The organism is Hydrotalea sp. GW822-HT8A01 (genome assembly GCF_058798575.1).
The window spans coordinates 2,708,379-2,725,558 of record NZ_CM179506.1 but is presented as its reverse complement, the minus strand read 5'-3'; the positions used below and the strand labels follow the sequence as shown (position 1 = coordinate 2,725,558).

Sequence of the window (17,180 nt, the reverse complement as noted above, 5' to 3'; positions counted from 1 at the left end):
TTTTCATGATTTTTTTTCTTTAGTTCCTATAAAAATTTTTCTGTTCCGCGATTTGATGAGCTTCGGGATTTGCTTACGGGCAAGGGCTTTCATCAAGCCATACTCTCCATACTTATTGCTCATGGCGTAGATCTTCATGACGAGGAATGCTCCTGCGGATAGGATAAGGCCGATACACAGGTATGTAGGCAAGCCGATGATATACATTACCGCAAAGACGATAAGCAGGGCAACAACACCGCCGCCCAGATACCATATATACTGCGCTTTCAAACCCTTGAACTCTATGCTCTGGTTAATTCCTTTGTTAATCTGATATACACTATTTGCCATAACCATTTCCTTTAATTGGTTTATAATCTTATTCTGTTTCGGGGACGTTCTGCCATTTGTTGTGTGGCAAGTATTACTTCCTTCGGAACAGTTTGTCCATTGAGTTTTTCGTTAATTTGAATGACAGGTACTTCAGCCACTTCGTCTGGCTGGTTTTCTGCTACCTGTTGCTGCTTCAGTTGGGTTTCCTGTATTTTAATCGCTATCTGCCTTTCCAGATTAGCCAGTTCGCTTTTCATTTGTGACAATTCTGCCTCCTGTAAAAAAGGCTTCGTAGTAAGCTGTTCCAGTTTCGGTATGGCCGTAGTCAGATCAGCTAATGTATGTTCGTATTTATCTTTCAGGCTTTCCACCCGGTCAATGGCATTCAGGAAATGTCTTGCGGCCAGCTTAGGATTATCTGTATTTGGAAGGCCATTATTATAGGTGTATTTAATGCCCTCATTGTCCTTTTGCGCATAAAAGCTATTGGAGTAGCGGTACTCAAAAACGCCATTTTCTTCGTAAGCTTCCTGTTGCCTGCGGATATACAGGTTGAAGCCATATAATGTACCCACCTGTGTAGTATGCTCGCCTGCAGCAGTTGGTTTCCAGTCCTGGTACAGTTTGATAATATGCTTGCCGATAGCTTCGCTATCTGATGAACTGATGTTATCCAGCTTAATGAGATTGACCTTCACACCGTCCTTATCCAGTTGAAGGACGCTCTTATACGCTGTTTCATCTGCCCGTAGCTTGTCCAGTGTTTTGACCGTAGAAGCCTGCTCGTTTTGCAAGGCTTCCAACTGGTATTTGTTACGGGACACTTCCCTGAAATGAGATACTTTCAGGCTTTCCATTACAGCTATTTTCTTTTCCAGCTTTGATTTTTCTAACAGTGATGTATCACCGGAAAGAATAGCGATGTATTCGGAGAAATTCATCCCGCTCTTTTCATCAATGGCGCCTTCATCAATAGTGCGGACATTCAGCTCACAATTTTTCATTTGCGAAATGAACGTCTGTTTATTTTTCAGGAGATTGAATTTGTAATTATCAAGCGACTGCTCTACTGCATATACATAATTGCGCACTTTGTTTTCATAGTGCTCTTTAGCAATCAGATTGCCCTGACGTGCGCCACGGCCATTGCGTTGCTCCAGCTCTGAAGGTTTCCAGGGAATGTCCAGATGGTGCATTGCTACCACACGTTGCTGAACGTTCAGACCAGTTCCGGCCTTTTCGGTACTGCCTAATAGAATGCGTATTTCACCCCGGTTCATCTTTCGGAACAGCTCTGGCTTTTTAGTATCAGTCCAGTCGTGTATGAATGTGATCTCACGTTCAGGAATGCCAAAGTCCCTTACCAATTTTTCTTTAAGTGCATCGTAGATATTGAACTCAGTTGGTTTAGGTGTGCCAATGTCGGAGAACACGATTTGCGTGCCCTTATGCTGCATACTTTCCTTATAGATATCAGCAATCTTGCGGGCGCTGACGTTTACCTTGTTATCAGGATGGTCGCTGTACTTCCATTCACTGATCAGTCGCATATCTGCGGCCATCTTTTTTGCATAATTGGTGGCAATCAGCATCCGGCCTTTATCTTCTTCAGGCGTTAGCCTGCCACGTCCAATAAGTTCGCCATTACCTGTTTTAGCGAATTGCATCAGGTTTTTGATGAACTCGACTTGTTCGGGCGTTGGTTTTATATTCACCAACGTTTCATTCAGATCAGGCTTGTCAAGGTTAATATGCTTTGCCGTCTTATAGTCGGTAATCTCATTATAGAATAAAGCCAATTCCGGTACTTTGATAAAATGCCTGAAGCGTTCTTTGGCTATGATTTCATTGGTCACTGAAAATTCAAAGTCTGTTGTCTTACGTGCGAATACGGCTGCCCAACCATCAAAATTCTCAATATGCTGACGCTCCATCTCTTTCGGACGCAGGTATTTGAACAGCAGGTACATTTCTGTAAGGCTGTTGGATATGGGTGTACCCGAAAGGAAGGTTACGCATAGGTCGCTGTTAAATCGGCTCTGCAACTCTCGGACTGCAAACAGCATGTTAAGCGCCTTCTGGCTGCCTTCCATATTGCCTAATCCGGCAACCCGGTTGTGACGGGTTGTAAACGTGAGGTTTTTATACCTATGTGATTCATCCACAAAAAGGTGATCAATGCCCATATCCCTGAAATTGATACCTGCATCTTTCTTTTCCTCTATGTCTTTAAGCACTCCCTTCAGCTTGCCTTCCAGGTTGTTTTTGCGTATCTCCAAGCCCTTAAGCATTTTCTTAGAGATTTCACCGCCAATATCTTTGACCGTTTCCAGGTCACGTTCTACATTGTTCAGCTCTGCCTGGAATATTTCTTTTTGTATCTCTGGCGACTGTGGTATTTTTCCGAATTGGTCATGTGTGAGAATGATACAATCCCAATTGTTATTCTTTATTTCATGAAAGAGCCGTAGCCGCTGTGCTGGCGTAAAATCGTTTTGTCCAGGAAACAATATGCGGGCCTTTGGATAGGCTTTCTTATAAGTTTCGGCAATTTGGTTAACGTTGGCCTTCAGCGCAACGATCATGGGTTTATGTACAATACCCAAACGTTTCATTTCCTGAGCGGAAACGATCATAGTAAGCGTTTTACCTAACCCTACTTCGTGGTCAACTAAAGCACCCCTGTTTTGTATAATGCGCCATGCTGCATTCTTCTGGCTACTGTACAGGTTTTCAATTCCCAAAGCCTTTTTATCAAGTCCGGGAAAATTCAGGTGAGTACCGTCAAATTCCCGTAATACATAGCAGTTGAACGTATCATTGTACAGGTTCTCTAAGTGCTTTTTTTCTGTATCTGGCAATTTATTCAGCCAGTTGATAAAACCGCTTCGGACCTGCTCAATCTTTTGGTGAGCCAATTGTATAGCTTCACTATCGGGCAGCCTGATAGTTGTATTGTTCGGCCCCTTTACTTCATAAGTAAAGAAAGGAGTGGTGTTCTCCAGCGCATGTTCCATCAGCGTGTATCCGTAAGTAGTGCGACCGTTTTTAGGTGTAACAGCAAACTCCCTCGATACTTTGATGTTCATCCCGGTGCTTACTTTGAAAGCATCCAGTGAAGCGAAATAATTGATGGTAGCGTCCTGTTCAAACAGGGCTGTTGCGAAACGCTCGTAGTAAGAGGTAGGTATCCAGCGTTCACCCAAATTGAAATCCAGTAGTTCAAATGGAATACGCTCCGGCTGCACCTTTAATATGGCCTCAGCACTTCGTTTATATTGCGGATTTCCAGGAAACTCATTGGACAGATGTTCTGCCTGTCTTAGTTTTTCCACCACATTACCGCTTAAATATTGATCGGCAGTTTCCCATTCATTGCTGGTCGGATTCAGGTACACATGGTTGCCCAGGCGACCGATCACCTCATTTTCTTCCAGCCCCATTGCGGCGCTGATAAAACCAACATCCACCTTGCCAGTATCATTAAGGCTGTGTGCCAGCGCTTCAATGGGATCATCGGTGATGAACCGCTCTTTTACGTGATGAATAGCATCTGTAAGGATGTCGGCTTTTACAAACTTTTCACCATCCCTTCGTTCGAGAGAGGAAAGCGTAATAACACCAAAGGCGGTATCTTCAAGAATGCGCCTGCGATTATCCGGACCATTTAAAAGCCCGTATTCGGCAGTAAACTTTTCATAAGTTCTGTTAAGGCTGTCCCTGTCCACATCGGTGATGGTTTCCCCTGATACTTCCTTGCCGGATAATTCGAGATAAGCGTCACGTAATGCCGTGTAACTTTCATAGAAGCGAATATTACCCTGAAGACCGAGAGGTTGGAAAACTGCCTGTTTATATTCAGGATCGGGGCTGCCTATCGTTCCGACGCTTCCCATGTGTACTACCAATGTCCCTTCCTGGTAATAAGATTTCAGACCGATAAAAGGAAGTGGCGTTTTTTGCTCAAAGCGGAAAAAGCCCTTCAGTGTTTGATCGCCTTCATATTTGAAATTGTGGTCAAACTGTTTAAGGTAATTGGAAATACCTGTGAGTTCATGCCCCAACAAGCGGGCATCCATCCAGTTTGCAGACAGTTGATTTACTTCCTTTACGTTGGAATAGAGCTTATATAAAAAGCGATTGCTTTTGTGCTGCTTTGCGGTAAGCAATACCGCATTTTCGTGGCTCGGCTTATCCGTGGTACGGATTGTACCAACAATACGGGCAGTTGTTTTTTGTATGATAGTTTCATCGAGTTGGTTGATATAGGCCATCGCCCGGTTGATCTGTTCTGCCGGTGCGGTATCAAATAACCCTAATTGTACTGACGGAGCTTCTGCCTTGCTTTCCGGCATCGGCAGGTAAGTCAGCTTTTTGCCTTCGTTTTCCGTAACTGGCAAGGCGAGTGCTTGCGCTTTCTCAAACAGTTCGGCATTGAAGCGATTTTGGAATTGATGGATAAGACTGGCATAAAGGGCATCACGTATCTGGTTGATATCACCGTCTTGCCATACTACTTCTGAAGCCCTGCCGTATTGGTTTTTTCCGGGCTTACGCACATTGCCCACGACAACATCATGATCATGCGTAGAAATAAAGTAGTTATAAGAGAAACGACCAAACTCATTCTCCCTTTCACGTACTTCATTCAGCCAGTCCTCTTCCCAGCTTATCTTTTCCTTTGCTGTATTTTTTTGAACAATCAACAGGTGATTCGGCGCTTCTGTATTACCTGTATCTTTCATCAGGTTGTCCGGCATCACAGCCAGGCCCACGAAGTTTGCCCGTTCAAACAGGTATTCCCGTGCCGCATGGTTAGAAGGGCTGTTCAAAAAGGCATCCGTTGTAATGAATGCTATAAGACCACCTTCGGCCAGTTTATCCAAACCTTTAGCAAAAAAGTAATTGTGTATTTTGCCTGATATTTCCTTGTCTGGAAATGCTTCGTCATATACCGAGAAGTTTCCAAAGGGAATATTGCTTACTAAAAGGTCATAGCTGCCATTATCTCTAACCGGAGCTTCTTCAAACCCCGTGATATGGGTAGCTGTTTTAACAGGGAGCGCACTGTTAACGGCAGAAAGCACCAACCCGGTAAGCCTGTCTTTTTCCACTGCGGTGATCTGTTCCAGTTTAGGAAAGGCTGTAACGGCCTCGCTGATAAATACGCCGGAACCGGCAGAAGGCTCATATAGCCTTTTAGGCTGTATGCCTTTCGCTTCAAATGCACTATACAGTGTTTGGGGTACAACCTCTGGTGTATAGAAAGCGGTCAGAACACTGTGCTGTAATGAAGCGATAATTTCTTTATAGGCTGCATTATCATAGTTTTCCTTTAGCAGCTCATGTAATTGTGTTATACCCTGGTGGTGCTTCATGTCTTCTTTGGTAGCCCCTTTAGCCAGCCATTCCTCTGGTGTGCCGTAAGGATATAAAACGGCCTTGATGCCGCCAAAACCTGCATATTTTTTCAGGCTGGCGACATCCTCCGCTGTAAGCGGGCGACCGTTCTGATAATCCAGTGCTATTCGGATAGCATCAAGATTATCTTGCAGCTTTTGAGAAACATTGTAAGCCATAACCACACATTTTCTTTCTTCACTTTTCTTTTTGGCTTAGGCGAGATAGTCATGCACCTGTCCGATGATGGCATATCTCAAATGCCTGTTTGCTTCATTTTCACTGTTAAAATCAAAATCACTTAAGATGCTTTTGCAGGCTTCAATGAGGTTCACTACTTCATAGGTGAGTGTTCCGTTTTCCTTCATCCGCAGGTAGTCATCATTAAATTCTTCCTCGATAACTGAGCGGATGTATTGATAGCGGGACGGTTTTAAATCTTCCGTCATAGCTTGCAGGCACAATTCCTCAATAATGTATTGCGGCTTTTCTTCGCTAAGAAACTGCATTGCCATAGGCATCACTGCGGCTACCTTGTTCTCCAGATAGCTTGTAACTGAATAGTCCTCCTGCAAGCTGAGCATCAGATCAGGATTGTTGTGGACGATATACGCCCACAACTTTTCCGTTAGCATACTTTGCATACGTCCTGAATTTTTAAACTCCAAAGAAGGATTGAATAACAGTGGCTACCACTACCAGAAAAATGCAACTGCCAAACCAGGCGGCAGCAACCTTTCCGGTGTCCTGATCACCTGCATTCCATTTCTGGTACACCTTAACTGCGCCAATCAAACCAAGCAATGCGCCCACTGCATACATAAGGTTTGTACCTGCTGCAAAGTAGCTTCGCACCTTAGTGTTGGCTTCGTTAATACCCTGTATGCCATCCTGAGCAAATGCCCCATAATGGATAGCTAATAGTGCCAAAGCGGCACAGATCATAATAACCCTTTTTCGGTTATTTGCTTTTGTTTTCCTGCTGCACATTTCCATAACACACGTTTATTAAAGTTTGAAATCAACTCGAAAGAAAATGGAGTGGCTTCGCCGTCACATATCCCGCTTTTTCCTATCACTTTGCCCCTACGCACCGGGAGGGACAGGGAAGCGCACTCCATTAGGTCTGCTACACTGCTTCTTTCCACAGCAGTTCCACTTCATCCTCGTTGAGTGTAACAGCACCATATTTTTGACACTCAGATACGATCAGTTCATTGATAGATGAACGAAGGGGAGAGTATCTTACAGAAGGGTATTCTTTCAGCACCATGCTGAGATATTGCTTAAATTCCTGGGGAATAAGTTTTCTACGGGAAGCATCTGCTATTACCGCTTTCAGGCGTTCAATAAGGTGCTCCACTTCTGAAAATTCGTCATCCGTGGTTTTCTCAAAACCATTGGTTTCCTGAAGGCTTAGCTCATTGTCCGGATTGTATGCAGCGTGATCGTTAGGGACGGCTGCTCTAAACCTCAGTTTCCTTTTCCCGGATAGTAGATCCCTGATCTCACCTGAGAAATACTTCATACCTACAAAGAGGTAATAGATGGCTAATAGTATGGCAACTGCAATGAAGTAGTCTGACCATGAAATGTTTTTTAACATACGCTTGCTTTTTTCGTTTACACTTTTCATCCCGACTTTGAAAGCCGTTGTATTCTGTTGTTTCTGATAGCAAAAGAACGAAGGCGAGCAAGGCGTTTCAAGTCCAACATTTCTTGCATTGAAAGTTGTACCCCTTGTACCCCTATGATTATCAGCCGTTCCAGAGGCTGAAAACCGATTATTTTTTTTAAATTAGTAGTCGGAAATTAGTTGACCATTATTGTTGAATAGCTAAAAAGCATTGTTATGAAAACAGTAAGTGTATTAGGACTTGCCATTTTACTCATGGCATCTTGCAGCCAGACAAAGCTGGAGAAAGAAGAAGCGGCTTCGGTTATACGTTCTGAAAAGAATTACCCGAAGGTGTACGAGTATGAAGTTAACGTGAGTGATCCCGCCAGTGCCAGAAAACTATTGGACGCAGGACTGGAAGCAGAAGGATTGGTAACTATAGATAAAACGCAGAAGCTAAAAGATGCGGGACGACCTATTGTCCATTTTACTGAGAAGGCAAAGCCTTACCTTATTCGCATAGATGAGAAGTATGATAATGTACAGGTGGTGAAGGTGGCAGATATGCACTTGACGAAAGTTACGGGCATTCAGTTACAGGCAGACAACAAAAGTGCTATTGTGGAATATACTATCGCCTATAAGAACATCACACCTTTTGCCAAGCTGATGAAACGTGACCTTTCCGAAAAGAAAACTGAACGCGCAACCCTTTCTCATTTTGACACGGGCTGGAAACTGGATAAATACCGTTGAGGTTCAATATTCATTTATTCTCTTAATCATCTGCTGAAGCATTTCTACCACGATCTCTTTATCTCTCGTTTCGGCGGAATAGGACTTACTTCTCATGCTATCATACGAAATGTTTTCCTGATAAGGAGTGGACAGATATGGAACAATATTTTTGAATACGCTATTCAGAGAACGTGCCATGACGATTTTCAAATCATCTGCCGCACGTAATATTAGTGCCATTTGATCTACAGACAGCACTGACAAAAGCTTTGCTTTTTCTTTCTTAACAGTTTCTTTCGGTATTGCAACTCCTTTCAAAGGAACTATGGAATAGTGTATTTGCTTTTCTAAGTAGAATACTTCCTGAGTAAACCAGTTAGAAACCTGTTTGTGGAGATCAGCATCTTTCCGGTTAAAAATTACTTCTGGCTTTTTGTGATATTGTTTGAAAAGTTTGAGATAAAACAGCAATCTGTCCATTTTTTCACCAGGTAGTTCAAGTTCATTAATGGTGAAAGCTAATTTCTGTGTGAGTGTATAGATGTAAGTTTTGCTATTGAAGTTCATACTGATGAGCAATTCATCCAGTTTGGAGTAAGCAGCATTACTATCCACAGGTTCAAGCCGCTCCAATTCTAAACACAGGTCTTTTATATACAGTATTTCCTGAAAAATATAGGTGTGCTTGTCTGGAGGCTGATTGAGAAACTTTTCCAATGCCTGCCTCAATATTGTAAAGCTCAGTTGATAAGCCTCATGTCCACGTAGCTTTTTAGCAATTAGTGTCAGCCGCTTAGTTATTTCCCTTTTAACTACATCAAGATAAGTAGCAGGTACTCTTTCCTCTACGCTCAGGTAACTTGTAAATCTATGTTCAATGAGAGTGAGCAGCTCATCCAGACAGGAGACAATGGTACTCAATACCTGCTTTATAGGGCCGTTATCCGCAATAAGCGCCAGATCTTCCAATGCCTGATCCAGCAAAGTAATCAGGCTTGAATGGTACTTCTTTATTAGGCACTTGATTTTCGCTTCGTCATCAAGGGTGAATACAGTTGACTTAATGGCAGACTGAACCTTGTCTTTTTGAACGATTACCTGATTCTGGATCTTTGCTATATCATCCGCTATAGCAATATTTATCTTGGTTTTCACCGGATTTAATGTAACGGTAACCAAAGTATCCAGCCATTCTAATACATAACCTTCACACATACCCTTTACTTTAGTTTTCGGCGACTATTTGCCATCACCAAAGGTAGGGCGGGCTACCACGGAAACCTATACGGTATTTCTACTATTTCCGTACTCAATTAATAGTAAATCAGCGATTTGTAGTTTATTTACTCAGCTTATTTATAAGCTCTACTTTATTGGAAACCTCAGCTTTCGCAAAAATGTTTTGGATATGCTTTGTCACGGTCTTTTCTGAAATAAACAGCTCTTTTGCTATATCCCTGTATGTTTTTCCTTTAACAATAAGCCGAGCGATTTCTATTTCCCTTATTGTAAGGTGCAACAACTTACAATTTTGTTCAAACTTTGAAAGGGCAGACTGAGCCATATTGTCAGCTTCCGTGCCTTTCCCTGCCTTCAAGGCTGCAATGGATGTGCTAATGATCGCCTGTTGCTGCCGTAGCATGTTATCAAGTACAGTTTCGATTTTCTGGCTTAATTCCTCAAACGAAAATGGCTTAGAAATGAAGTCTATAGCTCCAAGCCTTAAGCCTCTCAAACGGTCGGTAGGTGTAGATTTAGCGGTTAAGAAGATGATAGGTATATGGCTGTACTTATCCTGTTCAGAAAGCGTTTTTGCAAAAGCAAACCCATCCATTTTATCCATCATCACATCGGACAATATGAGATTGGGTGTTACAGACATTTCAAACAGTTTCTTCAATGCTTCAGAGCCATTACGTGCACAAAAAACATTGTAAGAAAGCCTAAGTTTATTGGAAAGGAAGTTCATCATTGCAATGTTGTCCTCCACCAATAATATTGTTCTCTTTTTTGCATCGTAGTCCCGGTCGCTAACTTCGCCGTGATTAAAACTATAATTTAGCTTGCTTAATTTATCTACTGCTTTTTCAATCGCATCTTTTTCAGTTGGCTCATATCGAGGGAGCGTAACGATAACTTTAGTGCCACGTCTCTGTGACGGATTGCTAGCTATCAAGACCGTTCCGCCAATTCCTTCGACTACTTTTTTTACTATTGGCAGTCCAAGCCCCATACCCTGGAGACTGGTATTTTTATATCCTATTTGGTAATATGGCTCAAAAATTTTCTTTTGCAAATCTTCAGGGATGCCAATACCAGTGTCTGCAACAGAAAAAGCTATCTCATTGTCCTGCAATGTCAATGAAATAAGAACCTCGCCATCGGGATCTGTGAACTTAATGGCATTCTCAATTATATTATTTACTATCCGGTAAAGGGAGTTGGGATCAGCTTTGACAAAAATATTATCATCTATGCAGGTTGAACACTCGATATTGTGTTTGACACAATAATGCTTGAACAAAGGAAGGCTATCTCTAAGAATACCGCTAAAATCAGAAATCTGATTATGCTTATAAGTATCTATTCCTTTTGTAAACCGCTCAACGTCGAACAGGTTTATTACATCGGCGGTTAGTTTATCCACGCCACCCTTTATTACATCCAATTCCTCTCCAGTGCCATATTTGCTGATGTACTCATCAAGATAGTTTTTTATTAGTGTCAGTGGTGTTTTTGTTTCATGCACAAGGTTTATAAAGTTATTCGTTCTCTGTTCATTAATTTTCTCCAGTTCTTTAGTGCGCTTATGGACTTCATCTTTAAGATCAGCATTCCAACTTCTCAAACGCTGCTCTGATTCTAACAGTTTTTCGTGCTCAGTTCGTAGCTCCTTAATGTTCCTTATTGCCTGCAACCCGAACAAGAGTAAGAAACCAATGTTTGTAACCAAAGCCTCAATTGCCTGACCGAAATCAAAATAAGTGATGATTGGCAAACCAACCCACGGTGCCAGGCTAAAAAGCAAAACAACCAATTCTTGCTGGGCATCTATACTTGAAAAGTCATCATTATACTTGAGGCGTATAGCTCTTCCTAAAGAAACAATTACCCATATAGCATAAAGGACAGGAATAATAAGCAGATTTTGCGTATCTTTTATATCTCTGGTAAACCAAAAGACCAACACAAAAATAAAATATGGAAATATCAAGAATAAATAGACGCCCTTATAGGCGTGAAATTTCATCTTCGTTAAATCAAAGACCTTATAGACATAATATGGAAAGTAACATGGTGTGATAAAACCAGTCGCATATGCAATTGCATTCTGTAAAAAATACGATCCCGGTAAATTGGGATCAGGAAGCAGACCTCCAGTAATATTATAAATAAGCAGTAAGAAAATAAGGATCAGATTAAGCGTAGTCTTCTTATCATCTGGACGGGCTAAACGAAACATTGCCAGATAGAAAAAGATAACTATTTCTATGCTCACAAAAAAGAATGTGACAATGTGCATTTGTGTACCAAATACTAACATCTGCCTTATTTTGTATTCAACTCCTTCTTAAGAAAGAATAACTTATAGCTCAAATCAACCTCATGGTATATCTCAAAGCCAAATTTCTTATACCAGGGAATATTTTTCACAGTGGAGGTTTCCAGGTAGATGGGTCTTTTTTTATATTCACTATCCTCTATAATTTCGTTGAGGAGAACGCTTCCAATCCCTTCATTTTGATAGTCCGGATCAACACCAATAAACCATAAATAATATTTTAGCTCCTTTGACTGTATTTTGTTAATCAGCGATTCCCTTGCAAGGGTTCTCTTAATGTTCTTTAACCCGACGGAGGAGAAGATCAATTTAACATCCAGTAATATAGATTTGAGTGTGGTCTTCTTCTTATCGGGATAAGTTATCAAGGCACAGGCTTTTTTATCGTCTGATAGATACACATCGCCGAATAAATAACAGATATCAAAGGAATAATCCATCAATGCACGAACTCGTTGAACCCTTCTTGCATCTTGATTTATGATGTAGTTAACACTTTGATTGGTGTCAAACGATTTGGTAAGTATATCCACTACCAAATTCTTATCAGATTTTTCTGCTTTTACCATAAAATTTAATTTATATTAACTAATGAATTGATTTGCTAAACTTCTGAGTGTTCCACTTCCAATAGTAACTATAGTGCGCTCTTTAAAAGATCTATATTACGCTCCTTTTGTTTCTGTAACTTATCCTTAGCGTAAGTAGTAAAATAGCTATGAGATATTAAGAAGTTGTAGTTCTCTTGGTGCCATTCTCTGTCAGTATATTTCTTCTTTAAATAAACAGTCCATTCTTCTCTAAGCGTTTTTTCACTTGTGTGATAATCAGCGGATGATAAATGATAAAAGTCTGCATCACATAATACTTCCTCCAGTATGTTGTTAGGGCGTTGCGGATATTTAGTTGCTTCGATGCAACCCATTACCTTTTCTATCTTGTCCATAGCGTAATTGTTTATTGTTAAAAAAATCCTGGCAATTTCCTGGCTGGCATTTTCATGATTAACGTACCTGATGGAATACCCTGTGTCATGAAACCATGCAGCAATAAGAACGGTTTCGATTTCGTTCGATGTAAGTCCTGCTTCTTTCCCAATTTCAATAACTGCTGTTGCTACTTCTTTTGTATGATAATAATTATGGAATGCCATTTCTTTAGGAAGGCTTTCCGTCAGCATCATTGTTGAATACTTAATTACTTGGTTTACCATTTCTGAAAAAATACACATGACCCTTACTTTAATTTGCTAATAGAAATAGGTGTTGTTTTTATTATCATAAAATAAATGACCACTATTACTGTTATTGCTGATGTTAAAATGAAAGTTGCGGATGCGCCAAACTGATACCAAATAAAACCTGCGATTGAACTGGCAAGCATAGTGCAAATGCTTTGAAATCCGGTAAAAGTTCCAATTGCTGTAGCGGTATCTTTTTTGTCCGCAATATTAGAAATCCATGCTTTTGATATACCTTCTGTAGCTGCGGCATAAATCCCATATAGAAAAAACAATACAAAGAATAAATAAATACTTTTAGTGAAGGACATTCCAAAGTAGACTATTGCAAACAATACAAGGCCAAATAAAAAGATATTCTTTAACCCTAAACGGTCTGCTATAATTCCTAAAGGATAGGCGAATGCAGCATAAATAAGATTGTAAAAAATATAGGTGCCAATGGTTACCATATCACTAAATCCGGCGTCTTTCAGTTTAAGCAAGAGAAAAACATCCGAACTGTTTACCAAGGTGAATAAGAGTAAGCCGATTACCACTTTGCGATATTGTAACGAGCTGGTTTTCCAATAACGGATAAAATCAAAGAAAGAAGTTTTAATCCTGCTCTCTTTAGGGATAGGATTTTTATCTTTTATGAAAAATGTAAACCCTATAGCAACCATTCCGGGAATGAAGGCAATAAAGAATAGGGTTTTATAATGACCCGGATAAAAATAAAGCAAAACTAACGCCGATAACGGCCCTATTACCGCACCAAGTGTATCCAAAGAACGATGAAAACCAAATATAGTGCCCTTAGTTTGTGTTGTGGCTTCATCTGATAACATTGCATCCCTTGCTCCGGTACGTATGCCTTTTCCTAAACGGTCAATAGTGCGGGCTGAGAATATCCAAAAAGGAAAAGTAAAGATGGCCATCATTGGCTTTGAAATCGCACTTAAAAAGTAGCCCCAGCGCACAAAAGGTAAACGCCTTCCCATATTATCAGACAACTTTCCAAAGTATCCTTTGCTTAAACCTGCTGTAGCTTCTGCAAAGCCCTCCAAAACTCCTATTAAGACAATAGAGAAGCCAATGCTTTTTAAATAGATAGGCATGACTGGATAAAGCATTTCGCTGGCAATGTCAGTGAACATGCTCACTAAAGAGATTATCCAAATATTTCGGGTTATTGTTCTCATACATCAAAATTTCTTTTTCTTTCTTCTCGTTTTATTTTACGTTCGTGAACCATTAGGTATATCACTGGTAACACTATCAGCGTAGCTATTAATGCTACTGGCATTCCTCCCAAAATTGTTAGCGCAAGTGGTTGAAGAATTTCTCCACCCTCCTCTCTGGCAATAGCCAGCGGAACCATGCCAGCCATTGCTATAAAAGCCGTCATTAATTTCGGTTGTATTCTAAGTGAGGTGCCGACACTTACGGCCTCGTAAAGTGATTTGCCTTCCTTGCGTAATTGTTCAATAAAAGCTACAAGTACGATGGCATTATTGGCAGTAATACCAATAACTAGGATAAATCCAATCATAGCAGTTGAAGAAAGCGGTATACCGCTTATCAAAAGGGCTAGTACAGAACCAAGTAATCCAACGGGAAGGATAGCAGTAATTAGCAGCGGATTGGCTAAGGATTCATAGCTTATTGCCAGCACGACAAAAAGTAGGAACAAACCAAACAACGCTACCCAAATTAAACCACTACCACCCTGGCTGAGCGTAGCCATTCTCCCACCGTAAGAAATACTGTATCCAGCAGGGAGTTGTAGTGTATCCATTGCCGCCTGCACATCGGCAGCTACATCTCCAAGTGTTCTGCCCCGTGCATTTCCATTAATCATATTTACGGTTGATTGATTAACCCTGTCTATTGCTAATGGTCCTTTGGTGTACTTGATGTCAGCTACCTGTCCCAGCAGCAGGGCATCGCCGTTATTGTGCTTCCCAATAGGCAACTCCGGTAACCCGGTCAGATTTCCATAAACAGTCTTCCTGTCCAGCATTAACCGGATATTATAGAATTCGCCTTCTTGCAGAAATTGTGAAGGGATAGAACCACTAATTGCATCTGAAAGTGTCTGATTAATATTTTGAGAAGACAAGCCAAACGTAGCAGCTTTTAGCTTGTCTATATTAAAACGTAGCGTTGGCTGATTAATAACTAAAGTAGAACGTACATCCGTCAGTCCATTTACCGACCGAAGTGTGTTGCTTACTTTGTTACCTAACTGTGATAATATTCTGGGGTCTTGCCCCTGCACATTCACAACCACATCAAAATCACCACTGGATGCGGTACCGGAAAAGGTGCGGATAGCACGGATGCGGGCTTTTTTCACTTTCACTTTCACTCCTACTAAATCTAAAGAAGCCATTTTATCTGAGAGTGCAGCCATAAAATCCTGCACGGATTGCTGCCTTTCTGTTTTGGGTACCAATTGCACCAGCATTTCCGCTTCGCCCGGGGTTTCATGAACCGTCTGCCCTATCTGCCCTCCAGTAGTCGCATCTACCAACACTACATCGGGATGAGCCATTATCATTTTTTCTATCTGCTGTACCCGAGCTTGCATATCTGTCAGTAAAGTGCCCGGCTCTGTCTGAATTTGGATTGTTACCCGCCCATCATCAATCTCCGGCAGAAAGGTATTGCCCAGCCTACCTGAAATAAAAACCGTCATCACCAAAGCAAGTGCGGCTAGTGCAACAGTCCAGTTACGATACTTGAAGCAGATATTCATAGCCTTCTTATGATAACGGATCAGCCTATCTATCCTTAAGCCTTCATGGTTTGCGTCAGCATCGCCAGAGATGCCTGCAATCGAATAAAGTGCAGGGATAAGAATAAACGCGATGAGCAGTCCTGATACGGTCGCAAAAATCACCACCAGAATGAACTCCTTGAAGAAAAGAAGGGTAAGCCCGCCAAAAAACAGGAATGGCGTAATAACAGCCACCAGGGCAATAAGCGCAGTTGTTAAAGGGGAAGATACTTCCTTGGCAGCAAGCCGGACAGAAGCCCGCACATCCTTTGTTTCTAACCAATGGCGGTTAATATTTTCAATAAAAACAATTCCATAATCAATCATCAAAGTAACCCCTACGATCAATCCGCCGATGGACATCAGGTTAAGGCTGAGGCCGAATGCATTCATCAGAAATATGGTTGCCAGCAATGCTACGGGCAATACAGCCATGCTGATCATTGTAAAACGCCAATTCTTTAAAAAGATAAGCACGATAAGTGCTACCAAAGCGATAGCCAGCAGCAGAGCATGTTTAGCTCCGCTAATGCTGTTAACGATATAAGTAGATTCATCACTGGTAATGGCAATATTCAATCCTGAAGGCAGTGCTCCTGAAGCTTTAAGTGCTTCGAGTCGTGTAGTAATTGCCTGCGCAACATCAACTGAATTAGCCTGTGGGTTTTTAAAAAAACTTAGCTTTACTCCTTCAGTTCCATTAGCGGTTGTTATAATCCGCTGTTCCTGATATGTGTCTTGTACATCTGCTACATCGCTTAGTTGAATGAGATTGCCGCCAGAGAGCTTTAATTTCAAATCCCTGATTTCCTGCACACTGTCAGCCAAAGAAGTGGCTAAAGCAAAATGTTCTCTGCCGGCTACATCTAATCTACCTACGGAACGTTGGGTATTTTCTGTAGCAAGAAGCGTATTGAGTTCGGCAAGTGTGAGATTATATTGCTTCAGTTTTTCAGGACTGACCTGCACCTGAACTTCGCGAATCCTGCCACCGGCAGGACGGACAACAGAAACGCCGGGGATGCCTACAAACCGATAGACCAGATCTTTGTCAGCGAAGCTCCTTAATTCAATAATATTCATCGTTGGAGAAGTCATTACCAATTCCAGTACCGGCAGGTTTTGCGGGTCGAATTTAAAGATGATGGGAGCTTCAATATCATTAGGCAATTGCCCTTTGGCGCGGTCAACAAGGGAAGCTACGTTCTGAAGTGCAGCATCAATGTCTTTGCTGTAATTAAAAGACAAATTAATCTGCACCTCGCCCTGTACGGTGGTAGATTCAACCAGTTCCACACCTTCAGCTTGTGTAAGCTGCTGTTCCAATACACGTGTAACCGTATTGATCAGAATATCCGGCGGCGTTTGCCCGGCGTTTACCTGAACCCTGACCATTGGATAAACAATATCAGGCATCAGGTTGGTTGGCAATTTTAAGAAAGCGATCAGCCCAAGAACGACCATCACGATAACAGCGGCAAGTGTACCCATCGGATGATTGATAGGCACTTCCAAAATATGTTTTTTCTTTTCTGGCATACTT

General features: G+C 41.5%; 12 protein-coding genes. 1 reads left to right on the top strand and 11 read right to left on the bottom strand.

The window, feature by feature from the left end:
- Nucleotides 1–3: 3 nt before the first annotated feature.
- From AC3QLY_RS12140 to AC3QLY_RS12120, 5 genes are all read right to left on the bottom strand, one after another.
- Nucleotides 4–333, bottom strand: coding sequence for a DUF4133 domain-containing protein (locus AC3QLY_RS12140; RefSeq protein WP_492989791.1), 330 nt, complete (start codon nt 331–333; stop codon nt 4–6).
- A 20-nt stretch (nt 334–353) separates the two neighbouring features.
- Nucleotides 354–5,894, bottom strand: a complete 5,541-nt coding sequence (locus AC3QLY_RS12135) for a helicase-like domain-containing protein (protein WP_492989790.1) — start codon at nt 5,892–5,894, stop codon at nt 354–356.
- 36 nt (nt 5,895–5,930) lie between these two features.
- The gene (locus AC3QLY_RS12130; RefSeq protein WP_492989789.1) at nt 5,931–6,359 is read right to left on the bottom strand and encodes a hypothetical protein; all 429 of its coding nucleotides are present in this window, start codon (nt 6,357–6,359) and stop codon (nt 5,931–5,933) included.
- Nucleotides 6,360–6,372: 13 nt separating this feature from the next.
- Nucleotides 6,373–6,660, bottom strand: a complete 288-nt coding sequence (locus tag AC3QLY_RS12125) for a DUF4134 domain-containing protein (RefSeq protein WP_245989110.1) — start codon at nt 6,658–6,660, stop codon at nt 6,373–6,375.
- 184 nt (nt 6,661–6,844) lie between these two features.
- Nucleotides 6,845–7,321 carry a hypothetical protein gene (locus AC3QLY_RS12120; RefSeq protein WP_492989788.1) on the bottom strand — a complete coding sequence of 159 codons (477 nt, stop codon included), beginning with the start codon at nt 7,319–7,321 and terminating at the stop codon, nt 6,845–6,847.
- Nucleotides 7,322–7,567: 246 nt separating this feature from the next.
- Here AC3QLY_RS12120 and AC3QLY_RS12115 point away from each other — a divergent pair, with 246 nt between their 5' ends.
- Nucleotides 7,568–8,089 carry a hypothetical protein gene (locus tag AC3QLY_RS12115; RefSeq protein WP_492989787.1) on the top strand — a complete coding sequence of 174 codons (522 nt, stop codon included), beginning with the start codon at nt 7,568–7,570 and terminating at the stop codon, nt 8,087–8,089.
- A gap of 3 nt (nt 8,090–8,092) precedes the next feature.
- Here the strand turns inward: AC3QLY_RS12115 and AC3QLY_RS12110 are convergent, their stop codons facing one another.
- The 6 genes from AC3QLY_RS12110 to AC3QLY_RS12085 form a co-directional block, all read right to left on the bottom strand.
- Nucleotides 8,093–9,286 carry a hypothetical protein gene (locus AC3QLY_RS12110; protein ID WP_492989786.1) on the bottom strand — a complete coding sequence of 398 codons (1,194 nt, stop codon included), beginning with the start codon at nt 9,284–9,286 and terminating at the stop codon, nt 8,093–8,095.
- Nucleotides 9,287–9,410: 124 nt separating this feature from the next.
- Nucleotides 9,411–11,615, bottom strand: coding sequence for an ATP-binding response regulator (locus AC3QLY_RS12105; RefSeq protein WP_492989785.1), 2,205 nt, complete (start codon nt 11,613–11,615; stop codon nt 9,411–9,413).
- A 5-nt stretch (nt 11,616–11,620) separates the two neighbouring features.
- Nucleotides 11,621–12,202, bottom strand: a complete 582-nt coding sequence (locus tag AC3QLY_RS12100) for a GNAT family N-acetyltransferase (RefSeq protein ID WP_492989784.1) — start codon at nt 12,200–12,202, stop codon at nt 11,621–11,623.
- A gap of 68 nt (nt 12,203–12,270) precedes the next feature.
- Nucleotides 12,271–12,816 (bottom strand): HD domain-containing protein, encoded by a 546-nt coding sequence (locus AC3QLY_RS12095; protein ID WP_492989783.1) that lies wholly within the window; start codon nt 12,814–12,816, stop codon nt 12,271–12,273.
- Between the two features lie 53 nt (nt 12,817–12,869).
- Nucleotides 12,870–14,057: an MFS transporter gene (locus tag AC3QLY_RS12090; protein WP_492989782.1), complete on the bottom strand. Its 1,188-nt coding sequence runs from the start codon at nt 14,055–14,057 to the stop codon at nt 12,870–12,872.
- A complete protein-coding gene (locus tag AC3QLY_RS12085; RefSeq protein ID WP_492989781.1) occupies nt 14,054–17,176 on the bottom strand; it encodes an efflux RND transporter permease subunit in 3,123 nt (1,040 codons plus the stop codon). The genes AC3QLY_RS12090 and AC3QLY_RS12085 overlap by 4 nt, the downstream gene beginning before the upstream one ends.
- Nucleotides 17,177–17,180: the final 4 nt, after the last annotated feature.